This window comes from Micromonospora matsumotoense (assembly GCF_050951065.1).
Classification (GTDB): Bacteria; Actinomycetota; Actinomycetes; order Mycobacteriales; family Micromonosporaceae; genus Micromonospora; species Micromonospora matsumotoensis.
This window is the reverse complement of the sequence record NZ_CP192025.1, coordinates 766,936-792,361: the sequence shown is the minus strand read 5'-3', so window position 1 is coordinate 792,361 and position 25,426 is coordinate 766,936. Positions and strand designations below refer to the sequence as shown.

The 25,426-nt window shown below is 73.6% G+C and carries 30 protein-coding genes; 11 read left to right on the top strand and 19 right to left on the bottom strand.

Annotated features, from left to right (window positions below; all coding sequences use genetic code 11):
* Window positions 1-13 precede the first annotated feature (13 nt).
* The 3 genes from ACQP1S_RS03845 to ACQP1S_RS03835 are packed head-to-tail and all read right to left on the bottom strand — an operon-like array spanning window position 14 to window position 4,620.
* Window positions 14-1,306 (bottom strand): molybdopterin molybdotransferase MoeA, encoded by a 1,293-nt coding sequence (locus ACQP1S_RS03845; protein WP_091254152.1) that lies wholly within the window; start codon window positions 1,304-1,306, stop codon window positions 14-16.
* Window positions 1,303-2,304, bottom strand: a complete 1,002-nt coding sequence (locus ACQP1S_RS03840; RefSeq protein ID WP_091254155.1) for a UTP--glucose-1-phosphate uridylyltransferase — start codon at window positions 2,302-2,304, stop codon at window positions 1,303-1,305. Before ACQP1S_RS03840 ends, ACQP1S_RS03845 begins: the two co-directional genes overlap by 4 nt.
* Window positions 2,305-2,313: 9 nt before the next feature.
* Entirely contained in the window at window positions 2,314-4,620 is a 2,307-nt protein-coding gene (locus tag ACQP1S_RS03835) for a diguanylate cyclase (RefSeq protein WP_432903056.1), read from the bottom strand.
* A gap of 85 nt (window positions 4,621-4,705) precedes the next feature.
* Here ACQP1S_RS03835 and ACQP1S_RS03830 point away from each other — a divergent pair, with 85 nt between their 5' ends.
* The 3 genes from ACQP1S_RS03830 (at window position 4,706) to ACQP1S_RS03820 (ending at window position 6,790) form a co-directional block, all read left to right on the top strand.
* Window positions 4,706-5,371: a 5-formyltetrahydrofolate cyclo-ligase gene (locus ACQP1S_RS03830; RefSeq protein ID WP_432903053.1), complete on the top strand. Its 666-nt coding sequence runs from the start codon at window positions 4,706-4,708 to the stop codon at window positions 5,369-5,371.
* A 61-nt stretch (window positions 5,372-5,432) separates the two neighbouring features.
* Window positions 5,433-5,834, top strand: coding sequence for an FmdB family zinc ribbon protein (locus ACQP1S_RS03825; RefSeq protein ID WP_432903050.1), 402 nt, complete (start codon window positions 5,433-5,435; stop codon window positions 5,832-5,834).
* Window positions 5,835-6,091: 257 nt separating this feature from the next.
* Window positions 6,092-6,790: a flagellar biosynthesis protein FlgA gene (locus ACQP1S_RS03820; protein WP_432903047.1), complete on the top strand. Its 699-nt coding sequence runs from the start codon at window positions 6,092-6,094 to the stop codon at window positions 6,788-6,790.
* Between the two features lie 101 nt (window positions 6,791-6,891).
* On the opposite strand, the gene ACQP1S_RS03815 is transcribed toward ACQP1S_RS03820, so the two are convergent.
* Window positions 6,892-7,074, bottom strand: coding sequence for a hypothetical protein (locus ACQP1S_RS03815; protein ID WP_432903044.1), 183 nt, complete (start codon window positions 7,072-7,074; stop codon window positions 6,892-6,894).
* A 147-nt stretch (window positions 7,075-7,221) separates the two neighbouring features.
* Here ACQP1S_RS03815 and ACQP1S_RS03810 point away from each other — a divergent pair, with 147 nt between their 5' ends.
* Entirely contained in the window at window positions 7,222-8,001 is a 780-nt protein-coding gene (locus tag ACQP1S_RS03810) for a hypothetical protein (RefSeq protein WP_432903041.1), read from the top strand.
* Window positions 8,002-8,150: 149 nt separating this feature from the next.
* Here ACQP1S_RS03810 and ACQP1S_RS03805 read toward each other — a convergent pair whose 3' ends face one another.
* The gene (locus tag ACQP1S_RS03805) at window positions 8,151-8,633 is read right to left on the bottom strand and encodes a DUF2231 domain-containing protein (RefSeq protein ID WP_091254172.1); all 483 of its coding nucleotides are present in this window, start codon (window positions 8,631-8,633) and stop codon (window positions 8,151-8,153) included.
* A gap of 233 nt (window positions 8,634-8,866) precedes the next feature.
* Between ACQP1S_RS03805 and ACQP1S_RS03800 the strand changes: the two genes are divergently transcribed.
* Window positions 8,867-9,706: an oxygenase MpaB family protein gene (locus ACQP1S_RS03800; protein ID WP_091254175.1), complete on the top strand. Its 840-nt coding sequence runs from the start codon at window positions 8,867-8,869 to the stop codon at window positions 9,704-9,706.
* Window positions 9,707-9,803: 97 nt separating this feature from the next.
* Here the strand turns inward: ACQP1S_RS03800 and ACQP1S_RS03795 are convergent, their stop codons facing one another.
* The 10 genes from ACQP1S_RS03795 to ACQP1S_RS03750 form a co-directional block, all read right to left on the bottom strand.
* A complete protein-coding gene (locus tag ACQP1S_RS03795; protein WP_176739255.1) occupies window positions 9,804-10,640 on the bottom strand; it encodes a RecB family exonuclease in 837 nt (278 codons plus the stop codon).
* 126 nt (window positions 10,641-10,766) lie between these two features.
* Window positions 10,767-11,381 carry a MarC family protein gene (locus ACQP1S_RS03790; RefSeq protein ID WP_091254181.1) on the bottom strand — a complete coding sequence of 205 codons (615 nt, stop codon included), beginning with the start codon at window positions 11,379-11,381 and terminating at the stop codon, window positions 10,767-10,769.
* Window positions 11,382-11,421: 40 nt separating this feature from the next.
* Window positions 11,422-12,288 carry a PHP domain-containing protein gene (locus tag ACQP1S_RS03785; protein WP_432903037.1) on the bottom strand — a complete coding sequence of 289 codons (867 nt, stop codon included), beginning with the start codon at window positions 12,286-12,288 and terminating at the stop codon, window positions 11,422-11,424.
* Window positions 12,289-12,323: 35 nt separating this feature from the next.
* Entirely contained in the window at window positions 12,324-13,574 is a 1,251-nt protein-coding gene (locus ACQP1S_RS03780; protein WP_432903034.1) for a hypothetical protein, read from the bottom strand.
* Window positions 13,571-14,374, bottom strand: a complete 804-nt coding sequence (locus ACQP1S_RS03775; protein ID WP_432903031.1) for a SigE family RNA polymerase sigma factor — start codon at window positions 14,372-14,374, stop codon at window positions 13,571-13,573. The genes ACQP1S_RS03780 and ACQP1S_RS03775 overlap by 4 nt, the downstream gene beginning before the upstream one ends.
* Before the next feature lie 103 nt (window positions 14,375-14,477).
* On the bottom strand, window positions 14,478-15,344 hold the full coding sequence (locus ACQP1S_RS03770; protein ID WP_432903028.1) for a PH domain-containing protein: 867 nt from the start codon (window positions 15,342-15,344) through the stop codon (window positions 14,478-14,480).
* Between the two features lie 6 nt (window positions 15,345-15,350).
* Window positions 15,351-15,509, bottom strand: a complete 159-nt coding sequence (locus ACQP1S_RS03765; RefSeq protein WP_165942702.1) for a hypothetical protein — start codon at window positions 15,507-15,509, stop codon at window positions 15,351-15,353.
* A gap of 116 nt (window positions 15,510-15,625) precedes the next feature.
* Entirely contained in the window at window positions 15,626-16,315 is a 690-nt protein-coding gene (locus tag ACQP1S_RS03760) for a DUF6758 family protein (RefSeq protein WP_432907753.1), read from the bottom strand.
* A gap of 170 nt (window positions 16,316-16,485) precedes the next feature.
* Window positions 16,486-17,109: a TrmH family RNA methyltransferase gene (locus tag ACQP1S_RS03755; RefSeq protein WP_091254192.1), complete on the bottom strand. Its 624-nt coding sequence runs from the start codon at window positions 17,107-17,109 to the stop codon at window positions 16,486-16,488.
* A gap of 67 nt (window positions 17,110-17,176) precedes the next feature.
* Window positions 17,177-17,662 (bottom strand): hypothetical protein, encoded by a 486-nt coding sequence (locus ACQP1S_RS03750; protein ID WP_432903024.1) that lies wholly within the window; start codon window positions 17,660-17,662, stop codon window positions 17,177-17,179.
* Window positions 17,663-18,319: 657 nt separating this feature from the next.
* On the opposite strand from ACQP1S_RS03750, the gene trxA reads away from it, so the two are divergent.
* From trxA to ACQP1S_RS03730, 4 genes are all read left to right on the top strand, one after another.
* Window positions 18,320-18,682 carry a thioredoxin gene (trxA, locus tag ACQP1S_RS03745; protein ID WP_091254194.1) on the top strand — a complete coding sequence of 121 codons (363 nt, stop codon included), beginning with the start codon at window positions 18,320-18,322 and terminating at the stop codon, window positions 18,680-18,682.
* Window positions 18,683-18,767: 85 nt separating this feature from the next.
* On the top strand, window positions 18,768-19,814 hold the full coding sequence (locus tag ACQP1S_RS03740; RefSeq protein WP_091254284.1) for an Rv2578c family radical SAM protein: 1,047 nt from the start codon (window positions 18,768-18,770) through the stop codon (window positions 19,812-19,814).
* A gap of 244 nt (window positions 19,815-20,058) precedes the next feature.
* A complete protein-coding gene (locus ACQP1S_RS03735) occupies window positions 20,059-20,466 on the top strand; it encodes a CoA-binding protein (protein ID WP_432903019.1) in 408 nt (135 codons plus the stop codon).
* 113 nt (window positions 20,467-20,579) lie between these two features.
* The gene (locus tag ACQP1S_RS03730; protein WP_432903016.1) at window positions 20,580-21,137 is read left to right on the top strand and encodes a DUF4190 domain-containing protein; all 558 of its coding nucleotides are present in this window, start codon (window positions 20,580-20,582) and stop codon (window positions 21,135-21,137) included.
* Here the strand turns inward: ACQP1S_RS03730 and ACQP1S_RS03725 are convergent, their stop codons facing one another.
* Window positions 21,138-21,974: an SDR family NAD(P)-dependent oxidoreductase gene (locus tag ACQP1S_RS03725; RefSeq protein WP_432907751.1), complete on the bottom strand. Its 837-nt coding sequence runs from the start codon at window positions 21,972-21,974 to the stop codon at window positions 21,138-21,140.
* Window positions 21,975-22,158: 184 nt separating this feature from the next.
* On the opposite strand from ACQP1S_RS03725, the gene ACQP1S_RS03720 reads away from it, so the two are divergent.
* Both ACQP1S_RS03720 and ACQP1S_RS03715 read left to right on the top strand, forming a co-directional pair.
* Complete coding sequence (locus ACQP1S_RS03720) at window positions 22,159-22,722, top strand: DUF4190 domain-containing protein (RefSeq protein WP_363674876.1); 564 nt, start codon at window positions 22,159-22,161, stop codon at window positions 22,720-22,722.
* A gap of 251 nt (window positions 22,723-22,973) precedes the next feature.
* Window positions 22,974-23,798, top strand: a complete 825-nt coding sequence (locus ACQP1S_RS03715) for an SDR family NAD(P)-dependent oxidoreductase (RefSeq protein WP_432903013.1) — start codon at window positions 22,974-22,976, stop codon at window positions 23,796-23,798.
* Between the two features lie 89 nt (window positions 23,799-23,887).
* Here the strand turns inward: ACQP1S_RS03715 and ACQP1S_RS03710 are convergent, their stop codons facing one another.
* The 3 genes from ACQP1S_RS03710 to ACQP1S_RS03700 are packed head-to-tail and all read right to left on the bottom strand — an operon-like array spanning window position 23,888 to window position 25,192.
* Window positions 23,888-24,454: a hypothetical protein gene (locus ACQP1S_RS03710; RefSeq protein WP_432903010.1), complete on the bottom strand. Its 567-nt coding sequence runs from the start codon at window positions 24,452-24,454 to the stop codon at window positions 23,888-23,890.
* Between the two features lie 37 nt (window positions 24,455-24,491).
* The gene (locus ACQP1S_RS03705) at window positions 24,492-25,034 is read right to left on the bottom strand and encodes a helix-turn-helix domain-containing protein (protein ID WP_432903007.1); all 543 of its coding nucleotides are present in this window, start codon (window positions 25,032-25,034) and stop codon (window positions 24,492-24,494) included.
* Window positions 25,031-25,192, bottom strand: a complete 162-nt coding sequence (locus tag ACQP1S_RS03700; RefSeq protein ID WP_432903004.1) for a hypothetical protein — start codon at window positions 25,190-25,192, stop codon at window positions 25,031-25,033. The genes ACQP1S_RS03705 and ACQP1S_RS03700 overlap by 4 nt, the downstream gene beginning before the upstream one ends.
* Window positions 25,193-25,426 lie beyond the last annotated feature (234 nt).

The window sequence follows — 25,426 nt, the reverse complement described above, 5'->3', positions numbered from 1 at the left end:
GACCCGCGCCGGCTCACCGCCGTCGGTCCAGCAGCAACACGTCCACGGTGGAGCCGGCCGCCGCGGTGGTGACCCGCTCACCGAGCACCATCAGCCCGTTCGCCTCGGCCAACCCGGAGAGGGTGTACGGCCCACCGCTGAGCGGCTGCACCGTGTAACCCCCGCCGCGCCGCTCGGCCACGTGCGCGGGCCGGAACTCGCGCAGCCCACCGGGCGACGAGATGGTCTCCAACAGGTGCGCCCGTACGCTCGGCCGGAACACCGGCTCCGCGCCGGCCAGCAGCTGGATCGCCGGGCGGGCCAGCACCTCGAAACCGATCAGCGCCGCACCGGGCTCACCGGGAAGACACACCACCGGCACCTCCTCGGCCCCGACGGTACCGAACCCCAACGCCGTGCCCGGGTACAGCGCCACATCGGTGAACGTCACCGGCCCGGCCCGGCCGCCCTCCCGGCGGGACAGGATCCGCCGGACCATGTCGCCGGGGCCGGTACCGGTGCCGCCGGTGGTGATGATCAGATCGGCCCGCAGGGTCTGGTCCTCCAACAGGCCGCGCAACCCCTCCGGGTCGTCGTCGCAGATCCCCACCCGGTACGCCAACGCGCCCACCTCGGCGGCGGCGGCGGTCAGCGCGTGCGAGTTGGCGTCCACCACCTGACCGGGCTGGCTGCCCCGGCCCACGTCGACGAGTTCGTCGCCGGTGGCCACGATGACCACCCGGGGGCTGGGCCGGACCACCACGTGTCCGATGCCGGTGGCGGCGAAGACAGCCACCAGTGCCGGGGCGACGTACGTGCCGGCGCGGGCGAGGACGGTGCCGGCGGGCAACTCCTCACCGGCGCGGCGGACGCCGTACCCACGCTTGGGGGTGCGGAAGATCTCCACCGCGGCCATGCCCTGGTCGGTCCACTCCACCGGCACCACCACGTCGGCGGCGATCGGCATCGGCGCACCGGCGGCCACCGAGAAGCACGAGCCGGGGGTGAGCCGGACCGGCCGCCAGCTCGCCGCGCCCAGGTCACCGACCACGTTGAGCCGTACCGCACGGCCCGGCCCGCCCGAGGGCACCGGGCCGTACCCGACGAGGTCCTCCCAGCGCGCGGCGTACCCGTCCACCGCCGCCTGGTCGAAGGCGGGGAACGAGTGCGGGGCGACGACGTCCGAGGCGAGGACGTTGCCGTATGCCTGGGTGAGGTCGAGGTCGAGCGGAGGCAGCGCGCGCAACCTGCGCAGCACGCTGCCCAGGTAGTCGGCGAGCGGCGTCAACTCGTTCGCGGCCGCCTCGGCGTCGGCCGTCGAGGTCATGTACCGGAGCCGCCCGCCGTGTCGCGTACCCCGTTGAGGATCGCCGCGGTGACGGTCTCGTCGCCGTTGTTGACGAACTCGGTCAGCCAGGCGCGGAACTCACCGCCGAGGTCCTCCCGCTCGACGGCGATCTGCACGACTGTCTGGAGGTAGCCCAGCGGCATGCCGGTGTCGTAGCGGGTGCCCCGGTAGACGATCGCGTGCACCGGCACGCCCTCGCTGCGCAGCAGCTCCATCGCGTCGGTCAGCTGGATCTCCCCGCCGCTGCCCGGCTCGGTGCGCCGGATCGCGTCGAAGATCCGCCCCGGCAGGACGTACCGGCCGAGGACCGCCAGGTTGCTCGGGGCGTCCTCCGGCTGGGGCTTCTCCACCATGCCGGTGACCCGCACGACCTCGCCGATGTCGGTCAGCTCGGCCTCGGCCGGCGCGACCGAGGCGATCCCGTACCGCTTGGTCTCGGCCGGGTCGACCTCGAAGAACGCCAGCACCACCCCGCCGGTGCGGGCCTGTAGCTCCAACATGGCCGGCAGCAGCGGCTCGGACGGCTTGACGAACTCGTCGCCGAGGAGCACCGCGAAGGGCTGGTCGCCGACGTGCGACTCGGCGTACCCGACGGCGTGGCCGAGACCGAGCTGCTCGGGCTGCCGGCAGGTGTAGATCTCGGCCAGCTCGCTGGGGCGCTTCACCGCGGCCAGCCGTTCGGCATCACCCTTGGCCTCCAGCCGGGCCTCCAGATCGGGGCGACGGTCGAAGTGGTCCACCATCGACGTCTTGCCCCGACCGGTGATCAGGAGCACGTCACCGATGCCGGCCTGGGCCGCCTCCTCGACGATGTACTGGAGCACCGGCCGGTCGATCACCGGCAGCAGTTCCTTGGGCACCGCCTTGGTGGCCGGCAGGAACCGGGTGGCCAGGCCGGCGGCCGGAATGACGGCCTTGACCGCACGGGCACGACCGGTCGCGGTGGTCGATGAGGGGTTCGCTGAGTGCTCCGACATGCCGCGAGACTATCGGCCACGGCTCTGCCGCGGCGGGTGAGGACCGCAAGACGCGCCGCCCGGCTGCGTCACACCGGGAGCACCGACGGCGTGCCGACCCGTCGGCCCGTCGATCGACAGGTCGGCCGACAGGTCGTCGGCGGGAGCCCGATCGGTGGGCGGACGGTGGGCGGACGGCTCGTCGCTGGAGGGCGGGTCGGTGGGCGGCGGGTCGGTGGGCGGGCCGGCGCGGGGCAGGCCGTCGGCCGGGCTGGTCGCCCCCGCCGGTACGGCGATCTCCTCGACCGCGCCGTCCGCGACCGGCGTCGGTCGGTGCCGCGCGGTCGCCAGCCGGTAGCCGTCGCGGCCGGCGCCCTTGGCGGCGTACAACGCCTCGTCGGCGGCGTCCAGCACCTCCGCACCGGTGCTGGCGTGGTCCGGATAGACGGCGATGCCGATGGAGACCGACACCGCGATCGTGGTCAGGATGCCCGCGTGCCCGGCGACCACGACCGGGGTGTCCCGCACGGCCGCGCCCAGCCGCTCGGCGACGGTCGCCGCGCCCGGGGCGTCGGTCTCCGGCAGCAGCACCACGAACTCCTCGCCGCCCTGCCGGAAGGCCAGGTCCACCTCGCGGATCTCGTCCCGGACCCGGCGGGCGAACTCGACGAGCACGGCATCCCCGGCGGCATGCCCGTAACTGTCGTTGACGATCTTGAAGCGGTCCAGGTCGAGGACGAGAATGCTGAGCATCCGACCGAACCGGCTGGCCCGCTCCACCTCCCGGCGCAACGACTCGCGCAGGTACCGGTAGTTCCACAGCCCGGTCAACGGGTCGGTCAGCGACAACCGCTGCGCCTCCTCGTGCACCCGGACGTTCTCCACCGCCACCGCCGCGTGCCCGGCGAAGGTCCGCAGGGTCGCCAGGTCGTCGTCGTCGAACTCACCGACGCCGAGCCGGTCGTAGAGGACCAGCACGCCGACCGCCGGGTCCCGGCCGGGAGGGTCCGCACCGGCCCCACCGGGTGCGGTGAACGGCACCGCCACGTACGTCTCGCACCACGGCTCACCGGTCGGCGTCGGGCCCGGCGGGACCCGGCCCCGCTGCGGTTCACCGGTGGCGGCGACCAGACCGACCACCCCCGTACCGACCGGCACCCGCAGCTCCTCCGGCTCGGTGCCCGGCGGGCAGCGCCCGGCCAGCCCCTCGGCGCACTGCCCGACGAGCACTCCGGTGTCGTCGCGCAGCAGCACCGCCCCGGCCCGCGCCCCGGTCGCCGCGATGGCGCTGTGCAGGATCACCCGCAGGATGCGCTGCAGGTCGTGGGTGCTGGCCAGGGTGTCACCGAGCACCCCGAGATGGCCCCGCAACTGATCCCGGCTGCTGGTCAACGCGGTCACGTACCCGGCGGTCTCCCGGGTCATCCGGTTGAAGGCGGCGGCGAGCCGGCCGATCTCGTCCCGGCTGCGCACCGGCACCCGGGCGGTCAGGTCGCCCCGGGCCACCCGGTCCACCGCACCGGCCAGCTCCACCAACGGCCGGGTGGTGGCCCGGGCCAGTCGCCACGCGGTCAGCACGGCCAGCGCGGCGGCGAGCAGCACCGCGCCGACCAAGGCGGCCGGCAGGCCCGACGGTCGCTCACCGGCCACGGAGAGGACCAGGGGCAACGGTTGCCCGGGGGCCGGCCCGAGCCGCCGGACGTAGCGACCGTCCGGGGTCGCGGTGACCCGGTCGCCGTCGACCGCGCCGGCGGCGGCGAGCACCGCATCGCGTACCCGACCGCCCTCGGTGGTGTGGGTGATCCGGTCGGTGCCGGCGGTGTCGTCGAGGAGGGTGACCGCGACGCCGGTCGCGGCGGCCAACCGGGCCATGAACGCCGGGTCGACCACCTCGGCGGCGGCCACCGCGCCGAGCGGCGTGCCCGCCGGGTCGCGCAGGTCCACCCGGGCGCTGAGCGCCCGGACCGGTCCGCCGGTCCGGGGGCCCGCGCAGTCCTGCCACGGGGTCACCGGCCCACCCGGGGTGGCGTACGTGGTGCCGCCGGCCACGTCGGTGACCAGCACGGCGGTGGCCAGCCCCCGGCTGACCACCTGGCCGGCCGCACCCGCCCGGGTCACCGGGTCGGGACGCAGGGCCACCGCGTCGGCGGCGGCCCGCAACTGCTGGCAGAGCGCATCGATCGAGGTACGGACGGCGGACGCGGCCAGGCCGAGCCGTTCGGTGGACCGGCTGCGGTCCACCGCCGACAGGGTGGTGCCGACGAACACCGCGCCGAGCAGCACCGGACCGAGCACCACCGTGAGGAAGGCCGCCGTCAACCGCCCGCGTAGCGTCAACGCTGTCCCCCCGGAAGTTCCAGGCCCGTTCCTGCGATGCTGACACAGAGCGACCAGTTCGACAGCGTTGCGTCAGGAGTGTTGCGTGCCCGATTTTTCTGATCAGGCGGAAGTCACCCATGCGACCAAACGCGAGACGCGCGCCGCGCTGCTCGCCCGCCGCCGGGCGCTCACCGCACCCCAGCGGGCCGCCGCCGCGACGCGCGTCCAGGCCGGGCTGACCGAGCTGGTACGCCGCCTGCGGCCGGCCACGATGACCGGGTACGTCCCGGTCGGCTCCGAGCCGGGCGGTCCCGACCTGCCCGAGGTGCTCCGGGCCGCGCTGCCGGCCGGGGCGGAGCTGCTGCTGCCCGTGCTCCGCGACGACCTCGACCTGGACTGGGCGTCGTACGCCGGTCCGGGCACCCTGGTCGCCGCCGGCCGGGGCATGCGCGAGCCGGACGGCCCCCGGCGCGGCCGGACGGCGATCGTCGGGGCCACCCTGGTGGTGGTGCCCGCGCTGGCGGTGGACCGGCGTGGCCTACGACTGGGCCGGGGTGGCGGTTCCTACGACCGGGCGCTGGCCCGGGTGCCGGCCGCCACCCTGACCGTGGCGCTGTTGCACGACGGCGAACTGCTCACCGCCCTGCCCACCCAGCCCCATGACCGTCCGGTTGCTGCGGTGCTCACCCCGTCGGACGGCCTGCGGCCGCTCCCCGTCGACCCGGATGACGATCGCCCCACCCCCGCTGGACGAACCCGGGTCCGATGACGCACCATTGGCACTCGAATACGTCGAGTGCCAATCGACTGGACCAGATCCGGAGGAGAACGTGCCCACGTACCAGTACGCCTGCACCGCGTGCGGCCACCAACTCGAGGCGGTGCAGTCGTTCTCGGACGAGCCGCTGACCGAGTGCCCCGCATGCGAGGGGCGGCTGCGCAAGGTCTTCAACTCGGTCGGTGTCGTGTTCAAGGGCTCCGGCTTCTATCGCACCGACTCCCGGGCCTCGGGCACCGAGGGCAAGGGTGGCGCGGCGAAGCCGACGAAGTCGGAGGGCACCTCCGCCGGTGGGGACTCCTCGGGCTCCGGCTCGTCGTCGGGCTCAGGCGGGTCCTCGACCCCCAGTTCGTCCTCCCCCGGCTCCCCCTCCACCTCCAAGTCCGGCTCGTCAGGCTCACCCAGCGGCGGTTCGTCCAGCCCCACCAAGTCCTCCACCACCACCTCCCCCTGATCCCGCCCGCCCTCCCCCCTCTCCCACCCACCTGCATTTGTTGATCAAGAGGTTTGCGTCATCCGCCGTCGGCCGGATGACGCAAACCTCTTGATCACTCCGCTGAGGGTGGGGGTGGGTGGGTGGGTGGGGTTTTCCACAGGGGGGGTGTTGTCCACAGGGGGTGGGCGTGGGGGTCGTGGGGTGGGGGGTTACTGCCTAGCCTGCTGAGCGGGGGGTGCCGCCGGGGCATCCGGCGAGCGGCGGAGGGTGTCGTCATGGCGGCCGGTGGCATGAAGGGCGAAGGTTCACTGCGACCGTTCCATTGGCCGCGCCGCCCCGGTGGGGGGACCCTGCTCCGGGCGGCGTTGGTGACCGTCCTGCTGGGGCTGGCGGTGATCGTCATGGACAATCCGTCGGGCTGCCCCACCGGCGCTCCGCCGCCCGCCGTGGCCCTCGGCACCGCCGGACCTCCCACCGCCGCGTCCCACCCGGCGGGCTGTCCCACCCGCCCGACCGGGACCATGGCCGGGTCTGCCGCAGGTGGCCAGCCGGGCCACGCTCCCGGCACACCGAACGGTCGGACGGCACCGCGAGATGCCGGCGGGACCGCTGTCCCGGGTGCAGCAGACGGCAGCCGGGCCGGTGCGGAGGAGACCGACCGGCCCGCCGGTGGGGGTGCCCCGGTCGCGCTGCCACTGCCGAGTGGCTTCGTGGGAGTGCCGGTACGCCTGGCCGAACCGGCCGCCCTCGCGGTCCTGCGCCCCGGCGCCCGGGTCGACCTTCTCGTGTCGCCTGCCGGACGCAGCGCCGGTGCGCCCGTTCTGCTGGCCGCCGACGCCCTGGTGCTCGACGTGGTGGGTGCCGGGGTCGTCGACGGCTCGTCCGCGCTCTACCTGGCGGTCCGGCCCGATCAGGCGCAGCGGTCCGTCGGGCAGCCGGAGGGCAGCCGATTCAGCGTCGTCATCCGAGGATGATCCACTCTTGTGGGCCGGGACAGCGGTATCGCGCCCACCCGGACACCGCCACGTCGCCACCCAAGAGCGGATCTTGTCGACCTACCGCCCGCCGACGGTGGTCAACTCCAGTGCGGAGGGCGTTCGGCGAGCAACCAGTCATCGTTGCCGACCCGGCGCTCACCCCACCCGGAGTCGGTGTCGTCGGCGGTCTGCTCGGGCAGCACCACGAAATCGTCGCTGAGGTCGACCGTGCGGTCGTCATCGCCGGGCACGCCGCTGCCGACCAGGTCCTCGGTGCTCACGAGCGGCAAGACTACCCGCGGACCGCCCGCTTGCCGCGCACCACCACGTCAGCCGACTGCCGGGCCTCCCCCGGCGAGGGCCTCCCCCGGCGAGGGCCGGCCGCGTCGGGCCGCTGACAGGTCGCCGCGTTGGTAGCGTCGGACGGCGTGACGACGCCCCGCGGTGCCAGCCCCGACGATGAATACTGGCGACGCCCACCCGCACCGCCACCCGCCCCCTCACCCACCGGACCGCCACCCCCGATGCGCCCCGCCGTCCCCACGGACGCCACCAACCCGTCGGCCCCGGCGCACCCGCACACCACCACCGACGGGTCGCGCGCCTCGGACCGCCCGAACGAAACTCCCGCCGCCACCGACGCCGCACCCGCAGCCGGAACCGAGACCAGTGCCGGAACCCAGGCCGAGACCAGTGCCGAAGCCGGGACCGGGACCAGTGCCGAAGCCGGGGCCGGGGTCGAGGCCGGCGCGGGAGTCGAGGGCAGGACACCGCCACAGCCCTCGCCCTGGGCCAGCCCGGTCAACGCGCCGGCACCCGGCCTGCCGTCCGGTCGGCCCTCCAGCCCTCCTGGCGGCCTGCCGTCCGCTGAGCTGTCCGGTGGGTCCGCCCCGCCGAGGGCGGGTACGTCGACCTCGGGGACGACCTCGGCCACCCCGGCAGCGGGCACCGCCGCACCGGGGACGAGATCGGGATGGTCGGTGCCGGGCGGTTACGCCGGACCGCCGCCCACCACGCCACCACCGCCGGGCTGGCGTCCCCCGGTTCACCTGGAAGCGACTCCGGCCCGCACCCTGCCGGCACAGGACATGGAGGCGATGGACGCGGCGGAGCAGCGGGCCCAGCGGGTCACCTGGAGCGTCGGCGCGGTCATCGGCATCGTGTTGCTGTTGCTGCTCTGCCTGCTCTGCTCCCGGGCACTGTTCTGACCAGCCGCCGGACGTCCGGCGGCGCACCCGCCCGCCGGACGCGCCGATGCACGATCCGGCCCGTGTGCTGACCAGCCGACCGCGGCCGGCCAGCACACGGGCCGGCCGGTCAGCACAGCTAGCGGCCGGTCAGCACCGTAGGCGACCGGTCAGAACGTGTTGCTCCACACCGAGGCGGCCCCGCTGTCCCCAGTGAGATAGACGTAGACGATCGCCAACACCGACAGCACCACGATGATCGCGGTCAGCACCCAGGATGCCCACGCGGGCAGGTTCGGGGTACGCACTCGGTTGCTGGTCACCGCCAGCAGCAACAGCGCCGCCACGGCCAGCCCGAGGCTGAACCAGAGCAGCCTGTCGCCGTACTCGGAGTGTTCATGGATCTTGGCGAGCAGCTCGGGCGAGTAGCCCTTCGCCTTCAGCGCCTCCTCGAACGCCTCCCCCGACTCCGTCGCCACCCAGGCGAGGACCGGGGTGATCACGGCCAGGATAGCCACCGCCCAGTCGAGGCGCGGCCGCCAACGCGGCATCAGCCCGTACGCGCTGGCCAGCAGCGCGAGCAGGGGAACGAAGACCACCACGGCGTGGACCACCAGGACGTGACCTGGCAGACCGTTGATCTCCTTGAACACCGACACCTCCGAGCGTGGAATGCGGGTTGCGGCAGACAGCGTACGTCCAGCTTGCTGTCGCAGCGTCTACCCGTACGCGTACACGCGGTGGCGGACGGTCCGGTTCACCGCGATTCATCCCGGCCGCCACCTGGGCCCCGGCGGTCCCGATGCTGCCACGCCACCGGCCGACCCCGATGATCCCGGCCGGGCGACCGACGGCGGCACGACGTCGGGCGTGGCACTGTTGACGGGTGGACAACGACGATCTCGGCCTCTTCGGTCCCGGTTCGGTCACCTGGAAGGTGCACGACGAACCGATCCTGATCGTCGCCGGCCTGCGTTCCCTCTACCTTCAGGCCCTGCACCCCCGGGCGATGGCCGGCGTGGCCCAGAACAGCAACTACCGGTCGGACGCCTGGGGGCGGCTGGTCCGCACCGGCACGTACCTCGACACGGTCTTCTTCGGCACCACCGCCGAGGCCGAGACGGCCGGTCGGCGGCTGCGGGCCATGCACGCCCGGCTGCGCGCCACCGACCCGTTCACCGGGGAGCGGTTCCGGATCGACGAGCCGGATCTGCTGCGCTGGGTGCACGTCACCGGGGCCGAGTCGTTCGTCGGCACCGCCCGCCGGGCCGGCCTGTCGCTGACCGACGCCGAGGTGGACGGGTACTACGCCGAGCAGCGGCGGGCCGCCGCACTTGTCGGGCTGGATCCGGCCGAGGTGCCCGGCAGCGCCGCCGAGGTGGCCGACTACTACCGGGCGGTCCGGCCGGAGCTGCGGATGACGAAAGCGGCGGCCGAGACCGCCCTGTTCCTGACCGCCCCGCCGATTCCGTGGAAGCTCAGCCGACCGGCCCGGCTCGGGCTGAGCCTGGGCCCACCGCGCTGGGCGTACTTCGGGGTGGCCGGCACGGCGCTCGGGCTGCTGCCCCCGTGGGCGCTGCGGTTGTACGGCGGCCTGGGGCTGCCCACCACCGCGCTCTCCGCCGACCTGAGCGTACGGGCGCTGCGGCTCACCCTGGCGGCGCTGCCCCGCAACTGGCGGGAGAGCCCGATCCGGCAGGCGGGCAAGGACCGCGCCGCCGCCTGAACCGAGGTCTCGCCCCACCCCGCCGAGGCAGGTTCGTCACCCCCGACCCTGGGCGGTCACCCCGGGTGGCACCTGCCCCTGACGGCCCGGGACCCGGTCAGTCGACCACCGGAGTGGCGGGGCGGTCGATCGCCGACCACGGCTCACGGCCGGGCGTCTGTGCGCCCACGGGGCAGGTACGCCGGTAGTCGCACCAGCCGCAGCGGGGCCCGGCCACGGTGGGGAACGCCTCGTCCGGGTCGACGCCGTCGGTGACCGACCGCTCGGCGGCCATGATGTCCCGGGCGGTGTCCTCGGCCCGGCTGAGCTGGCGGTTCAGCGACTCGACGCTGTGGTCGTGCCCGGCGACGGTGCCGGTCGGCAGGTGGTGCAGCTCGACCCGGCGGCACGGCCGGCGGAACGTCCGCTCGGCGGCGTACGCGTAGAGGGCGAGCGCCTGGGAGCCGCGCGCGTCGTCGGCGTCCAGCCCGGTGCGGCCGGTCTTGTAGTCGACGATGACCAGCTCGGGGCCGTCCGGGCCGGGGCGGGAGTCGATCCGGTCGGCCCGCCCGTTGAAGGCCAGCACGGCGGTCTTGACGGCGACCACCCGTTCCACGCCCAGCGGGTCGTCGCCGGGGTCGAGGGTCGCGACGTACCCCTCCAGCCAGCCGAGCGCCCGCTGGTAGGCCGCCCGCTCCTGCTCGTCGTCGCGGTAGCCCTCCCGGACCCAGGTGCCCTTGAGCAGGGCCGGCAGCGCCTCGGGACGCCGACGGTCGACGGGCAGCGCATACCAGTTCTTCAGGGCGGTGTGCACGCTCGCGCCGAGCGAGTTGTGCGCCCATGGCGGCCCCTTCGGCGGGGCGGGCCGGTCCAGGTAGGCGTAGCGGTAGCGCCGGGGGCAGTCGGCGTACGCGCCGAGTTTGCTGGGTGTGCAGGTGAAGAGCCGTTCGGGCATCCCGGCGAAGCCGAGCTGTTCGGGTTGGCCGGAGCGGGGCCGGGGGGTACCGGCGGAGGAGGCTCGTCGCACCCCCCAGATCCTGCCAGCCCGGTGTGACAGCCCGGCGGCGGCACGACGGGCGGCTCAGGTCATGTTCACGTACTGGGTGACGAAGGCGGCCACCGCGTCGGCGATGAGCTGCACGGCGATGGCGGCCAGCAGCAGGCCGGCGATCCGGGTCAGCACCTCGATGCCGCCCGGTCGGAGGATCTTGACGATTCCGCCGGAGAAGCGCAGCACCACCCAGACCGCCAGCATCACCGCGACGATCGCGGCGGCGATCGCCGAGACCTGTCCGATCCCGTCGGCCTGCTGCACGAACAGCATGGTCGCCACGATCGCGCCGGGGCCGGCCAGCAGCGGGGTGCCCAGTGGCACCAGGGCGATGTTGGAGGTGGCCTGCTGGCTGGGGTCGTCGGCCTTGCCGGTGAGCAGTTCCAGCGCGACCAGGATCAGCAGCAGGCCGCCGGCCGCCTGCAACGCCGGCAGGTCGACGTGCAGGTAGGCGAGGAGGGTCTGGCCGGCGACGGCGAAGACCACGATGACGCCGAGCGCCAACGCGACCGCCTGCCAGGCGGCCCGGTTGCGGTCACGGGCCGGCAGCGGGCCGGTCAGGGCGAGGAAGATCGGCATCATGCCCGGCGGGTCGACGATGACCAGCAGGGTCACGAAGACCTCACCGAAGAGCTTGAGATCCACCGGACGAGGGTAGCGGTGCCGCTGGCAGGCGGAACGCGGATCACCCGGAAGCGACGCCGGTCACTCCGGAGGACGCCGCGACGATCCGCTCGTACGCCTCCGGCGCGGTGGTGTGCGCCCCCAGCCGGACGCTCTTGTGGCTGCCGTGGAAGTCCGACGAGCCGGTGACCAGCAGGCCCAGGTCGGTGGCGAGCCGCCGGACGTGCGCCGCCTCGGCGGGCGTGTGGTCCTCGTGGTCGGCCTCCAGCCCGGCCAGCCCCACCCCGGCCAGCTCGGCGATCAGCGCGTCCGGGACGATCCGTCCCCGCCGGCTGGCCCGGGGGTGGGCGAACACCGGCACACCCCCGGCCGCGCGGACCAGGGCGACGGCCCGGAACACGTCGATGTCGTCCTTGGGCAGCCGGTACCGCTCCCCCAACCAGTCCCGGCCGAACGCCTCGGTGGTGGTGGCGACCAGGCCGGCCCGGATCAGCGCGGCGGCGATGTGCGGCCGACCGACCGTCCCACCGTCGGCGGCGGCCAGGATCTCCGGCCAGCTCACGTCGACCCCGTCGGCCCGCAGCAGCGCCACGATCCGTTCCCCGCGTACCTCCCGGGCCTGTCGCACCCGGGCCAGCTCGGCGACCAGCTCGGGGTGGTCCGGGTCGAACAGGTACGCCAGCAGGTGCAGCGGCAGCGCCGGTGCGGCGCCGTGCCAGCGGCAGGACAGTTCCGCGCCCCGGATCAGGCTGAGCCCGGGGGGCAACGCGTCGACCGCCGGCGCCCACCCGGCAGTGGTGTCGTGGTCGGTGATCGCCACGACGGCCAGCCCGGCGTCGGCGGCGGCCCGGACCAGTTCGGCCGGGCCGAGCGTGCCGTCGCTGGCGGTGGAGTGGGCGTGCAGGTCGATCAGCGGGCGCGCGGGCATGGCCCGACGCTACCGGGCCGTGCGGTGCGTGCGGATCACCCGGTGCCGGCCACCACCACCGGTCGGACGCCGTCGCCGACCCCGGCCACCGGGGTCGGGGTGGCCGGTTTCCCCGCCAGCACCTCGTCGGGGCGCAACCGGGCCAGGGCACCGTCGCGGTCCACGTACGCCGCGTGCCGGGTGTCCGTCCAGACCACCTCGCCGCCGATCACCGGGCCGGCGTTGCGCGGTGGCGGGGCGGCACCGGTCAGCTCGGCCAGGTCGACCAGGATGGCGCCGTCCGATCCGGCGAGTCGACCGTTGACCAGCAACCAGCGCCCGTCGGGGGAGACCGCGCCCCGGCCGTCGGCGGGGGTCGTGTCGCACCGGGTGACGGCCGGGGTCAGGTCGGTGTCGAGCAGGGCCAGGCAGTTCCGGCCGCCGACCCGCACCCCGGCGACCAACCGGCCGTCCGGCCGGGCCCCGTAGACCTCCAGAACGTTCGGCGCGACGACGCCGGGCGGTGCCGCCGGGGTCCACCGCCACCACAGGTGACCGCCCTCGGCGGCGGTCCGCAGCAGGACCCGGTCGCCGACGACCCGGACCGGGACCGCGTCGACGGCTGGTCCGGCCACGGAAGCGATGAGCTGACCGGCCACGATCCCGGCGGCGAAGAGCCGGCCGTCGTCGCGCCAGACCACCTGCCGGCCGTCCGGTGACAGCACGATCTCCTCGGCCCCGGCGAGCAACGCCCGCGGTTCGCCGCCCGAGGGCACCACCCAGAGGGTACGGCCGGCAGCGGTGACCGCCCCGGTCAGCAGCCAGCCACCGTGGTCGGGCAGTCGTTGCGCGCGTTCGACCGGCCCGACACCCAGCTCGTACCGCTGCCCGGTGGCGGTGACCAGGACACCGGCCACGACCAGGTCGACCTCGCCCGGGGTCGGTCGGTCGGCCGGGTCGGGCGCGACCGGGCCGGCGGACAGGGTGACCACCCCACGCGGGTCACCGAGCACCACGGTGGGGGTGGTGGGACGGTCCGCCTGCCCACCCAGCTGGGTCATCCCACCGGCCGCCAGGGCGGTCACGACGCTGGCCAGCGTGAGCCCGGCGACCGTGCGCCGGCGTCGCGCCCGCCGGGCCCGGCCGAGCGCCAGCCCGGCCGGGTCGACGGGCAGCCGGTGGGGCACGGCGACCCGCTGGGAGAGGGTCTCCCGCAGTGCCCGCTCCAGCTCTTCGTCGTGCGTCACCAGGAATGGACGCTCGGGCCCGTCGGTCTGGTTGCCGGGCCGGGACGGTGAGGGGCTCATCGGGTCTCCGCAGCGAGCGGTGTGGTCGGAATCGGCCGGACGCCCGCGCCCACCGGCCGGATCGCCGCCGGGCCACCCGCCCGTTCCCCGGGTACGACGCGCGCCGCACCGGCCCGCGCCGCACCCGGCCGCAGCGGGACTGCCCCGGCCGGGGCCGGCAACGCCCCGCTGTGCTCCGGCGTGGGATCGCCCGACGTGCCCGGTGCGGGTGCCCGGGTGCTGCCGGAGGCGCGGCCGGACGATGGCGGGCGACCGGCGGGAGCCGGACGGGTGGTCGTGGCCGGCTCGGGGGCGAGGTCGAGCAGCGCCTCCGCCCCGAGCCGGCGGCGCAGGGTGGCCAGGGCGCGGGACGTCTGGCTCTTCACCGTGCCGGGGGAGATCTCCAGCAGGGCCGCCGTCTGGGCCTCCGACAGGTCCTCGTAGTAGCGCAGCACCAGTACGGCGCGCTGCCGGGCGGGTAACGCCCGTAGGTGCCGCCAGAGCGCGTCCCGGTCGAGCTGTTGGGCGATCTCGTCCACGCCGGCCCGCTCGGGCAGCACCTCGGTGGGACGCTCACCGTGCCACCGTCGCCGCCACCAGCTGGTGGACGTGTTGACCAGCACCCGCCGGGCGTACGGCTCGACCGCCTCGATCCCGCCCAGCCGCCGCCAGGCCAGATACGTCTTGGTCAGCGCGGTCTGGAGCAGGTCCTCTGCGGTGGCCCAGTCCCCGGCGAGCAGGTAGGCGGTACGCAGCAGGGCGCTGGAGCGCGCCGCGACGAAGTCGCGGAACTCGTCCTCCAGGGGGTCCCGGTCGGCCACCGCTCACCTCCGCACGCCGTCCCGCCTGGCAGGCTGTCACACCGGGCACCACCCGGTCGACGGCGAAAGGTGTGCAGTTCGCCCGACGGACGGACGACAGATCTCAGGCGCCGTCGTCGGCCTTGGCCTCGTCGGCCTCCTTGCCCAACCGGGCCTCGACCGCCTGCGGCTCGTACATCTCCTCGACCACCCGCAGGTAGAGCTCGTTCGGGTTGGGCAGATTCTTGACCTCGCGCAGCGCCTGCTCCTGGCCGGCGGACTCCAGCACGAAGGTGCCGTAGTTGAGTGCCCGCCCGGTCGGCGTCTGCTCGTACTTCATGTCGGTGACCCGGACGAGCGGCATCATCGCGACCCGGCGGGTGATGATGCCGTTGACCACCATGACCCGCTTGTTGGTCAGGATGAACCGGTCATACCACCAGTCGGCGACCTTCCAGGCGACCCAGCCCATCACCGCGAACCAGAGGAGCACCGCGATGGTGGTGAGGGCGCCGACGTCCTGCCCGGCGAGGAAGCCGGAGAGGTAGCCGAGCACGAAGGTGGCCGCCACGCCGACGATGATCGGGGTGGTGAGGTGGATCCAGTGCCGCTTCCACTCGCCCCGGTAGCGTTCGGTGGGGAAGAGGTAGCGGGCGACCAGCGAACTGGGCTCGTCCTCCAGCGGGAGCACCCGGCGGGGGGCCATGCCCTGGGCGTCGGACCGCAGGCCGGACAGCTCCTCCTCGGAGATGACCGGCTGCTGGTGGCCCGCCTCCGGATCACGGTTCCAGGAACGCCCCTCGCCGGCGTAGGCCGGGCCGTCGCCGTAACCGGCGTCGTCCGAGAAGGACGGTCCGTTGGAGAGTCCCGCACCGGACCCGTAGCCCGGCCCGTCATCGGGCCGGTACCTCGGGATGGGCTCGGTGTCCCGCTCCCGACGGTCCCGGCCGGGATCGTCCGGGTCGAACGGGGGTCCGGAGGGGCTGCCCATCGGTGGCTAGGCGACGAGGCTCGTGAAGAAGTCGCCGAAGCCCTGGGCGATGTCCACGATGCCACCGCCGAGAGACTTGAAGACGTCCGCTGCCGAGTTTGGCCGGTAGGCAACGAAGAAGATCAAGAATGCGATACCGGCCCAGGTGAGGACCTTCTTGACCATAGCGGGCCATCCTCTCGCGCGGCGCCGGGTCCGTTTACCGCAGCGGCACCCAGAGTATCAGCATGACGTCGTAGCGTGAATATCTGCGTCCCATCTCCGACTCACCCGGAGGGCCGTCAAGCCCCTCCGTGCAGGTACGGGGATGGTGCGCCGTACACGAGCTCGGGCGGAGTCCACTCGGTGAGGTCGTGCAGGACGACATCTTCCGCGAGGAGGTGACCCGCGCTCGCCGGCCAGGCTATCGCATGAAGCCACATTCCCCGAGCCTCACCGGCGTACGCGCTTCGATCCGTGGCCGAATTGATGAGCCACAGTGGAGTCGGATGGCCACCGGCCCTGATCCGCGCCGGCTCCACGTGCTCGGGATGACCAGGGCCGGGACCCGGCCCGGCCAGCACCTCCGTCAACTCTGGACCGGGGTCCGGGCCGGCCACCCCGGCGAACCGGGTGCCCAGTCCGACCCCGGGCTCCTCGGCCACCAGGACCAGCTCGGCCGGTCCACCTCCGAGCGGTGCCGGGCCGGCACACGCGACGGCGGTGGCGCGGACGCCACCGGCCTCGTCACCGGCCCAGGCCACCCCGGTCACCGTCCAGCCGGCCGGCAGCGGCCACGGGCACCACAGCGGCAGCGCGGGCCGCTCCGGGCCGCCCTCGGCGGCCACCCGGTCCACCACGCTCGCCACGATCCCGGCGTCGATGTGCTCGGGCACGTGCAGCGGGGCGACCGGCCCGCACCGGACGCAGCGCGACTCACCGTGCATCAGGTCCGGTGGGCGCACCTGACCCGCACACCTCGGACAACTCACCACGACACTCACATCCCCACCGTGGCCCCCCGGTGCCGGTCCGTCAAGCCGACCCCACCGGTGCGCCGCCACCTTCTCCGCCCCACCAGCCTGCCCCGGCCTGCGGAGACACTGGCAGGTCTCCGCGCCTGAGGGCCGAGTTTTTCAGGGGTCCAGGAGGCGGGGGTGGGTCACACCGGCGGGTCGGTGGCGTGGGCGCGGACCCAGGCGTGCATGGCGATGCCGCTGGCCACCCCGGCGTTGATCGACCGGGTCGAGCCGTACTGGGCGATCGAGAAGAGCTGGTCACAGGCGGCCCGGGCGGCGTCGGAGAGGCCGGGACCCTCCTGGCCGAAGAGCAGCACGCAGCGCCGGGGCAGGGTGGTGGTCTCCAGCGGCCGGGAGCCGGGCAGGTTGTCGATGCCGACCACCGGCAGGTCGTGCCCGGCGGCCCACCCGACGAACTCCCCGATCGTCGGGTGGTGCCGGACGTGCTGGTACCGGTCGGTCACCATCGCGCCCCGCCGGTTCCACCGCCGCAACCCGACGATGTGCACCTCGGCGGCGAGGAAGGCGTTGGCGTTGCGGACCACCGTGCCGATGTTGAAGTCGTGCTGCCAGTTCTCGATGGCCACGTGGAAGTCGTGCCGCCGCTCGTCCAGGTCGGCCACGACGGCCTCCCGCCGCCAGTAGCGGTAGCGGTCCACCACGTTGCGCCGGTCACCCGCGGCGAGCAGTTCCGGGTCGTAGCGCGGGTCGTCCGGCAGGTCGCCGACCCACGGCCCGACACCCACGTCAAGCTGGTCCTCGGTCACGATTCCCAGAGGGTACGGCCCACCGCCGGCGCCGCCGCACGCCACCCCGGCCCACGCCGCACTCCGGTCAGCGCAGGTCCAGGGCCCCACCGAGACGGTCCAGGAACCGGCGGCCGGCCGGGTCCGGGGCAGCGCTCCGGCAGACCCGCACCGCGACCGACTCCACCCACTGCCGGTACGCGGCGGAGTCGGCCGGGTCGGCCCGTCGGCGCAGCACCCGCACGGCGGCCCGGCAGGCCGGTGGCAGGTCCGCCAGATTGCCGAGCCCACCGGTCGGGGCGGCTTCATTGTCGTGCCGGGCGTAGATCGCCGCGACCACGGCGCGGACCAGGTCACTGTCGGAGGCCCGGCCGGCGGCTACCGCGTCCAGTCCGACGAGTCCGGCGGCGACGTCCCGCGCCGGGCGACCGGGACCGGCGGCGGCGGCGGCCACCAGCACCCGACCGGGCAGGGTGGTGAGCAGGCCCCACTCGGCGGCGGAGTAAGCGGCGGTGGTCAACGGTGCGGCACGCCGCCCGGCAGAGGGCGGCTCTCCGGCGAGGGAGTGGCTCATCAGGACCTCCGCCGCCAGCATAGGCCGACCGGACGGGCGACAGGGCCGGGTCGCTCAGGTCGGGCCCGGACGCGCCGCGCAGCAGGCGGTGGCAGTAACGGCCCCACCACATCTTGTCGCCTTCGGCGGGTGGCGACGGAGTGCGACCCCGCATGCCTTACCGCTGGTTAAGGAGATGCCGGGGCATGGACGACGGGAAAATGTCGCATCCGGCTCCACCCGGAGGGAGACGCAATGAGCGGCGGGGCCCTCCCCGGCACCCGCCGCCCACGCTCTGATGTCGAAGATTCTGCCCCACGGAAGCGATGAACGGACAGAGACGGAGGTCACATTTATCTTTTCGTAACAATACTCAGAGTCACTAAGGATCATCGAGAGAGCGATCTCTGCGGGTGAAGTAGCACCTCGTCAGGACATAAATCGACGCGTGTCTGCTGGTCCGGGCGGCGATCTCCCTGGAAACGCTCCCATCACGGGCGGTCACGCAAATGCGTCATGCAAGTGCAGTCCGCACGCGCGCATCGACCGATCCGGTTCGATGAGCATGATCGCGCCCTCCCGCCCACGCCGGTTTCGGCGTCCGCCACCCGGGAATTTGCCGGGGTACCACCTGGTTCTACCGGACGAAAAAGCAATCCGCGCTGATCGGAGAGTCCAATGGCAACCGTTGAGCTGACCACGGCCAACTTCGACGAGGTGACCGAGAGCAGCGGCATCGTGCTGGTCGACTTCTGGGCCGAGTGGTGTGGTCCGTGTAAGCGGTTCGCTCCGGTCTACGAACGTTCGTCGGAGAAGCACCCGGAGATCACCTTTGGCAAGGTCGACACCGAGGCACAGCAGGAGTTGGGCGCCAAGTTCGACATCCGCTCCATCCCGACGATCATGGCGATCCGGGACGGCGTGATCGTCTTCGCCCAGCCGGGCGCGCTGCCCGAGTCGGCCCTGGAGAACCTGATCGAGCAGGTCCAGGCCCTCGACATGGACGACGTACGCAAGCAGCTGGCCAACCACCAGCACTGAGCACCGCGACGGTGGCCGGGCCCCGTGGGCCCGGCCACCGTCGCGTCACTTGCGTTCCAGTCGCACACATGTTCGAATGAACGGCATGCGCTGGGATCACCTCTCCGCTCCCCCGGACGAGGAGCATCCCGACCGGGCAGCGCCAGCGACGCCACCCCTGCCGCTGGCGCTGCCCGGAGCGATCGTCCGCACCTTCGACACCCCCGACTTCGCCGGCATGACCTTCTACGAGGTGCAGGCCAAGTCGATCATCAACCGGGTGCCGGGTGAGTCCCGGGTGCCGTTCAGCTGGACGATCAACCCCTACCGGGGCTGCACCCACGCCTGTGTCTACTGCTTCGCGCGCAACTCCCACACCTATCTCGACCTCGACGCCGGGGCGGACTTCGATCGCAAGGTGATCGTCAAGGTCAACGCCGGGGAGTTGGTCCGCCGCGAGCTGGCCGCCCCACGCTGGCGTGGCGCGGCCATCGCCATGGGCACCAACGTCGACTGCTACCAACGGGCCGAGGGCCGTTACCGGCTGCTGCCGCCGGTCATCGAGGCGCTGCGCGACTTCGCCAACCCGTTCTCCATCCTCACCAAGGGCACCCTGATCCTGCGCGACCTGCCGCTGCTCCGACAGGCCGCCGAGGCCACCCGGGTCAGCCTGTCGTTCTCGGTGGGCTTCGTCGACGAGGCGCTGTGGCGGGCGGTGGAGTCCGGCACCCCGAGCCCGCGCCGCCGGCTCGACGCGGTACGCCGGCTCACCGACGCCGGTTTCGAGGTGGGGGTGCTGATGGCGCCGATCCTGCCCGGCCTCAGCGACGACGACGGGTCGATCGACGCCACCGTCGCGGCGATCGCCGCCGCCGGCGCCACCGGCGTCACCCCGCTGGCCCTGCACCTGCGCCCCGGCGCCCGCCAGTGGTATGCGCACTGGCTCGGCCGGGAGTTCCCCCACCTGGTCCCCCGCTATCGCGAGCTGTACCGGTCCGGGGCCTACCCGCCGCAGGCGTACCAGCGGGAGCTGACCGCCCGGGTGCGGATCGCAGCCCGCCGGCACGGCCTGCACCGGGGCGAGCCCGGCGACACCCGAAGGCTGCCGGACCCGTCGCCCACGCCCGCCCCTGAACAGCTGGCTCTGCTCTGATCACGACCGGTGGGGCTGCCGCTGGCGAGCCGGCCTTACCCGGCGGGCATGCAGCAGATCATCGGCACGCCCGCCGGGTACGCCCGACTCCACGCCGCGCTCGGCGGAGGGTCCTGACTCCGGAGCACCCGGGCGACCGGGCTGCGCCCCGCACCGCTCGGCGGCGGGTGCTGACCGGCAGGGCTTAGCCTCGGCGGATGCGGACCGCACAGCGGGTGCTGACCGGCAGGGCTAGGCTCGGCGGATGCGGACCGCACAGCAGCTCCTCGCCGACTCCGCCGTGATCGCCGTCGTGGGCGCGTCCCGCGACCCGGGCAAGGCCGCGCACCGGGTGCCGGCGCAGATGCAGCGGTACGGCTGGCGGATCATCCCGGTCAACCCGACGGTGGACGAGTTGTTCGGTGAGCGGGCGTACGCCTCGCTGGCCGACATCCCGCACCCGGTGGACCTGGTGGACGTCTTCCGGCCAGCCCGGGACGCGGTGGAGGTGGTACGCCAGGCGGCGGCGATCGGTGCTCCGGCGGTCTGGCTCCAGCTCGGCATCGTCTCGGCCGAGGCGCGGCGGATCGCCGAGGAGGCCGGCATGGACTACGTCGAGGACCGTTGCCTGATCGTCGAACGGGCCGCCGCCGGCCTCTCCCGACTCGCCTGAGGCCGGTGCCGATCCGGCACGGCCGGTCCACCCAACCTCGCTGAAAAGGTGCACCGCTACCGGTAGCGTCCGCAGGAGAAGGGGCCACTGACCTGCGGCGGAAGGCGGGCACCGTGAGTACGCCAGCGGAGGAACCGGAGCAGCCACCATCACCGTACGAGCCGCCCCGGCCCGACCCGTCGCTCTGGGCGCAGCCCGCCGAACCACCACCGTCGGGACACCCGGCCGAACCGCCACCATCCGGTGAGCCGGCCGAGCCGCCGCAGTGGGGACAGCCGCCACCGGGCGAGCCGCCGCACTGGACACCGCCGGCCCCCGCCGCACAGCCCTGGGGGCAGCCGGCTCCGGGCAAACAGCAGTGGGAGCAGCAGCAGTGGGGGCAGCCGACGTACCCACCCTCCGAGCAGTACGGGCCGCCGGCCGGCGACGGGACCAACGTGCTGGCGATCCTGTCCCTGGTCCTCGCCTTCGTCTTCGCCCCGGCCGGCATCGTCCTCGGCCATCTGGCGAAGCGGCAGATCCGACGCACCGGCGAGGCGGGCGACCAACTCGCCACCTGGGGACTGGTCCTCAGCTATGCGTTCACCGTGATCGGGGTGCTCGTCTGCTGCGGTTGGCTGGCCCTCGTCGTGTGGGCCGGCGCCAGCGGCAGCAGCGGCACCGACTACTGATCAGCGGAACTGCGCCTCGCGGACGCTGTTGCCGCCGTCCACCACCAGCATCTGCCCGGTGATGTACGACGCCGCCGGTGAGCAGAGGAAGCTGATCGCGGCGGCCACCTCGTCGGGGGTGCCGGGCCGGCCGACCGGGGTGCCCAGCCCCTGCTTGATCTCCGCCATCGTGGACGCCGCCGTGTAGATCGTCCCCGGGGCCACCGCGTTCACCGTCACCCCGTCGGCGATCATCTCCATCGCCAAGGCCCGGGTCAGCCCGACCACCCCGGCCTTGGCCGCCGCGTACGCCGCCTCGGTGGGCAGCGCCTTGACCGGCCCGGCGGTCGCCGACAGGTTGACGATCCGCCCCCAGCCCCGCTCGGCCATTCCGCCGATGAAGGCCCGGCTGCACAGGAACGCGGTGGTCAGGTTCCGGTCGATCTCGCCGCGCCACTCGTCGTAGCTGAGCTGGGCCACCGGACGCAGCACCTCGGGGCTGGCCCGGCTGGCCAGGCCGGCGTTGTTGACCAGCACCTCGACGTCGCCGAGCTGCTCGGCGACCGCGTCGGCCAGCGCGCCGACCTCGGACTCGTCGGTCAGGTCGGCGACGAAGCCGGTCACGCCCAGCTCACCGGCCCGCTCGTGGATCCGCCGGGTGGTGGACACGATCGCCACCCGGGCGCCCAGGTCGGCCAGTCGGCGGGCGGTCGCGTACCCGATGCCGTCCGCGCTGCCCGCGCCGGTGACCAGCGCGACCCGGCCGTCCAACCGCATGGTGACCGGGTCGGCCACCGGCAGCGGCTCGTCCTGGCCGGCGTCGCTGCCACCGCTGACGGCGCGGGTACGCCGGGCCAGGCCGGGACGGCTCACGTCCCGCCTCGGTCGGCTGCCGGATCGGTCGGCCCCACGCGCGTCGATAGCCATGCCGCGATCCTGCCCGCTCGGCGCGACGTGGGCAACGAGCCACCACGGGCGGACCTCACCACTGTTGCGTCCTGGCTACCCTGACGGCGCACCTACATGCGACGGAGAAGATCAAATGACCTACCCCCCGCCCTCGGACGGCTGGCAGGACCCGGCATGGTCGGGCCACCAGCCCGATCCGACACTGCCGGCCAGCGGCCCACCGATTTCCGCCCAACCGATCGGCAAAGACCCGTACGCCCCGGCTGACCCGTACGCGGGTGCGCCGCTCATCCCCGGTCAGGCCGGCCCGGTCGACCCGTACGCCGCCGCAGCCGCCTACCCGCAACAGTCCGGTTACCCGCAGGTCGCAGGGTTTCCCGGCTACGGCGGTTACCAGCCCCCGCCACCACAGAACGGTCTCGCCATCGCCTCGATGATCGTCTCGATCATCGGCGCGATCGGCCTGTGCGGTTACGGGCTCGGCGGTTATGTCGGCGTCATCGGCGCGATCCTCGGCCACGTGGCCCGCAAGCAGATCAGGGAGCGGGGAGAGGGCGGTGCCGGCTTCGCCACCGCCGGCATCGTCGTCGGCTGGATCTCCACCGTCATCGCGGTGCTGGCCACCATCGCCCTGGTGGTCTTCTTCGTCTGGCTGGCCAACCAGGAGTCGTCGACCGGCTACGGCACCACGTACTGAGCGGTGGGGGCCGTCCCGGGTTCCCGGGGCGGCCCACCGGGCGGTCACTGCTGCGGTGGGGTGACGTGCGGGGCGCGGGCCATCCCGGCGGCCCGCCCCCGGCCGGGACCGCCAGGACGCGTCGGTGTCGCGGATCTGGAGGAACGGCCCGTCGATGGCCCGCACGGCGCTGGACATGACGGGAACTCGACGGCCCCCGGGGTTTGGTGACGCCACGGTAACCTCGTGCCGTGACCGGGGAGAGCGGACCTGTGGAAGATCTCACTGGGCGGCGGACCGTCGTGGTGACCGGAGCCAGCTCCGGCATCGGGCTGGCCGCCGCCGTGGCGCTGGCCCGGCGGGGCGACCGGGTGGCGCTGGTCGGCCGGGACCCGGCCCGGCTCCAGGCCGCCGGTGACCGGGTACGCGAGGCGTCCGGCGAGCGCCCCGAACTGTTCCGTGCCGACTTCGCCGTGTTGGACGACGTACGCGGGCTCGCCGAGCGGCTGCGGGCGGCGTACGACCGGATCGACGTGCTGGCGAACAACGCCGGCGCGATCGTGTTGGAGCCGCTCACCACGGTCGACGGGTTCGAGCTGTCGATCCAGGCCAACCACCTGGCCCCGTTCCTGCTGAGCAACCTGCTGAGCGACCGGGTCGGCCGGCTGGTGGTGACCGCCTCCGGCGCGCACCGCAGCGGGGTCCTCGACCCGGACGACCTCAACGCCGCGCTGCGCCGTTACCGGCCGATGCGCGCGTACGGCACCAGCAAGCAGGCCAACATCCTGTTCGCCGCCGAGGCGGCCCGGCGCTGGCCCGACGTGCCGGCGTACTCGTTCCACCCGGGGGTGGTGCGGACCCGGTTCGGCGCGGACAGCCGACTGGTCGCCCTCGGCATGCGGGTGCTGCCGTTCCGCAGCCCGGAGAGGGGTGCGGAGACCCTGGTCTGGCTCGCCAACCAGCCCGCCTCCCGGCTGGTCGACGGCGGCTACTACGCCGACCGGCGACTGCGCCGGCCCTGGCCGAGAGCGGCCGACCCGGCCCTGGCCGCCCGCCTCTGGACCGCCAGCGCCACCGCCGTCGGCCTGGCCGACTGACCCGGGCCCCACACCAACGGCTGCGCCCCGGGGATCGACGTGGCCGTCGGGCGATGCTCGGGGCACCCCTCCGCCAGCACTCGGTCGAGTCACCGGGTCAGGCCGACGATGGTGGCCAGCCGGGTCACGCCGGCCGCCGCCGGACCACTGCGGGCGATCTCGGCAATCACGGTACGGGCGTACGGCCGGTAACGGACCTCGGCAGGGGCGATGATGTCGGCATCGAGGAGGGTCTGTCCGGCGGCAGCGAGGTTGCCGGTCTGGAGGTAGGCGCGGGCGGCATCGATGAGGTGGGCAGCCCGGTGCTCAGCCGGTAGCCGAGGCCAGTCGACACGACGGATGGCCCGCTCGTGCCGATGGATCGCTTCGTCTGTGTCGCCGAGGGTGAAGGCGGCGAGGGCAAGTGCCAGCAGCACGGCGGTGGGGCCGAAGCAGGAGCGATGCGGATCGTCGTCGGCCAGCCGGCGGTCGGCCAGGCCGGCGGCATGTTCGAGCAGGTCGTCAGCGTTGCGGCGGTCGCCGCTTCCGGCAGCGGCGAGACCCGCCTGCACCAGCAGCATTCCGCGTACCGCGTCGTCTGTGGTGGTGTCCGCCGCCGCGACGCAGGCGGTCAGAGCCAGCCGGTCACGGCCGAGGGCGCGCAGTGCCTGGGCCACCGCGATGGTGGCGGTTCCGATGCGGGTGGGATCCGCTTCAGCAGCGGTGACCGCGATCGGCGGCGAGCCAGGCGAGGCCGGCTTCACCGAGCTTGACCAGCACCGATGCGGTGATCCGATATGCCGGCACCAGCAGCGCGGGGGCACCGTGGGCGGCGTCGAGCAGGGCGGGCAGGGATCGCAGTAGTTGTGCGTAATGGGCGTGCTGGTAGGTCAGCCAGGCGTGCGTGAGGTGTCGTTCCACCTGGTCACCCGGGACAGCCCGGAGCTGTGGCCGGTGGTAACGGGCCAGCGCGGCACGGACCGCGTCAACCCCGTCCAGACGGGGCGCCGTCGACGGCGGGGGCTGGCGGGGGCCCAGCAGGATCGCCGGGTCAAGGTGGAGCACCTCGGCGATCTCCTGGATCACCGAGTATCGGTCCAGCGCACGGACGCCGCGTTCGACCTTGTCCACCCAACTCTTCGACTTGCCGAGCCGATCGGCGAACACCTGCTGGGTCATCCGGCGGCGTACCCGCCAACGGGCCACCTGCCGCCCGATCGGCAATTCGGCGCGGTCCCGCTGCCCCCGGCAGGTCATCTGTCCCGCTCCGTGGGCCGACGGAGGACCTCCGTGGACTCGCCGCAGCGCGGACACCAGCGGGACTTGACCCGGAACGCGAGCAGCCCGACCAGGAAGCCCGGAACCAGTCCCCCGAACACCATCGACACCACTGCGGGAGCCGCAATCGCTCTCACCTTGACCTCCTCGGAAAGACATGCACGTGACCTGAGCCAGCCCGGCCGGTGGGTTGATCAGGTCCGGTGCCTGCTGCAATCCGGCCCGAGGGGACAACTGAGCAGGCACCGGACATGTGCCCTTCCTGGCGCGACCCGAGGATGAACACGACGGCAGCTTAATCAACTATGTCTACCTGGTCTAGGTTGCTCGACATAGTTGATGCAGCTTTCTGAAAGTGATCTACTCGGGGT

Bases quoted from the DNA above. Each gene is read 5' to 3' on its own strand.
- ACQP1S_RS03735 (WP_432903019.1), top strand. From the start codon at position 20,059: ATGCGGACCGCACAGCAGCTCCTCGCCGACTCCGCCGTGATCGCCGTC.
- ACQP1S_RS03845 (WP_091254152.1), bottom strand. From the start codon at position 1,306: ATGACCTCGACGGCCGACGCCGAGGCGGCCGCGAACGAGTTGACGCCG.
- ACQP1S_RS03765 (WP_165942702.1), bottom strand. From the start codon at position 15,509: ATGGTCAAGAAGGTCCTCACCTGGGCCGGTATCGCATTCTTGATCTTC.
- ACQP1S_RS03795 (WP_176739255.1), bottom strand. From the start codon at position 10,640: ATGCCCGAACGGCTCTTCACCTGCACACCCAGCAAACTCGGCGCGTAC.
- ACQP1S_RS03705 (WP_432903007.1), bottom strand. From the start codon at position 25,034: ATGACCTGCCGGGGGCAGCGGGACCGCGCCGAATTGCCGATCGGGCGG.
- ACQP1S_RS03785 (WP_432903037.1), bottom strand. From the start codon at position 12,288: ATGCCCGCGCGCCCGCTGATCGACCTGCACGCCCACTCCACCGCCAGC.
- ACQP1S_RS03740 (WP_091254284.1), top strand. From the start codon at position 18,768: ATGCGCTGGGATCACCTCTCCGCTCCCCCGGACGAGGAGCATCCCGAC.
- trxA (WP_091254194.1), top strand. From the start codon at position 18,320: ATGGCAACCGTTGAGCTGACCACGGCCAACTTCGACGAGGTGACCGAG.
- ACQP1S_RS03820 (WP_432903047.1), top strand. From the start codon at position 6,092: ATGGCGGCCGGTGGCATGAAGGGCGAAGGTTCACTGCGACCGTTCCAT.
- ACQP1S_RS03770 (WP_432903028.1), bottom strand. From the start codon at position 15,344: ATGGGCAGCCCCTCCGGACCCCCGTTCGACCCGGACGATCCCGGCCGG.
- ACQP1S_RS03720 (WP_363674876.1), top strand. From the start codon at position 22,159: ATGACCTACCCCCCGCCCTCGGACGGCTGGCAGGACCCGGCATGGTCG.
- ACQP1S_RS03840 (WP_091254155.1), bottom strand. From the start codon at position 2,304: ATGTCGGAGCACTCAGCGAACCCCTCATCGACCACCGCGACCGGTCGT.
- ACQP1S_RS03780 (WP_432903034.1), bottom strand. From the start codon at position 13,574: ATGAGCCCCTCACCGTCCCGGCCCGGCAACCAGACCGACGGGCCCGAG.
- ACQP1S_RS03750 (WP_432903024.1), bottom strand. From the start codon at position 17,662: ATGAGCCACTCCCTCGCCGGAGAGCCGCCCTCTGCCGGGCGGCGTGCC.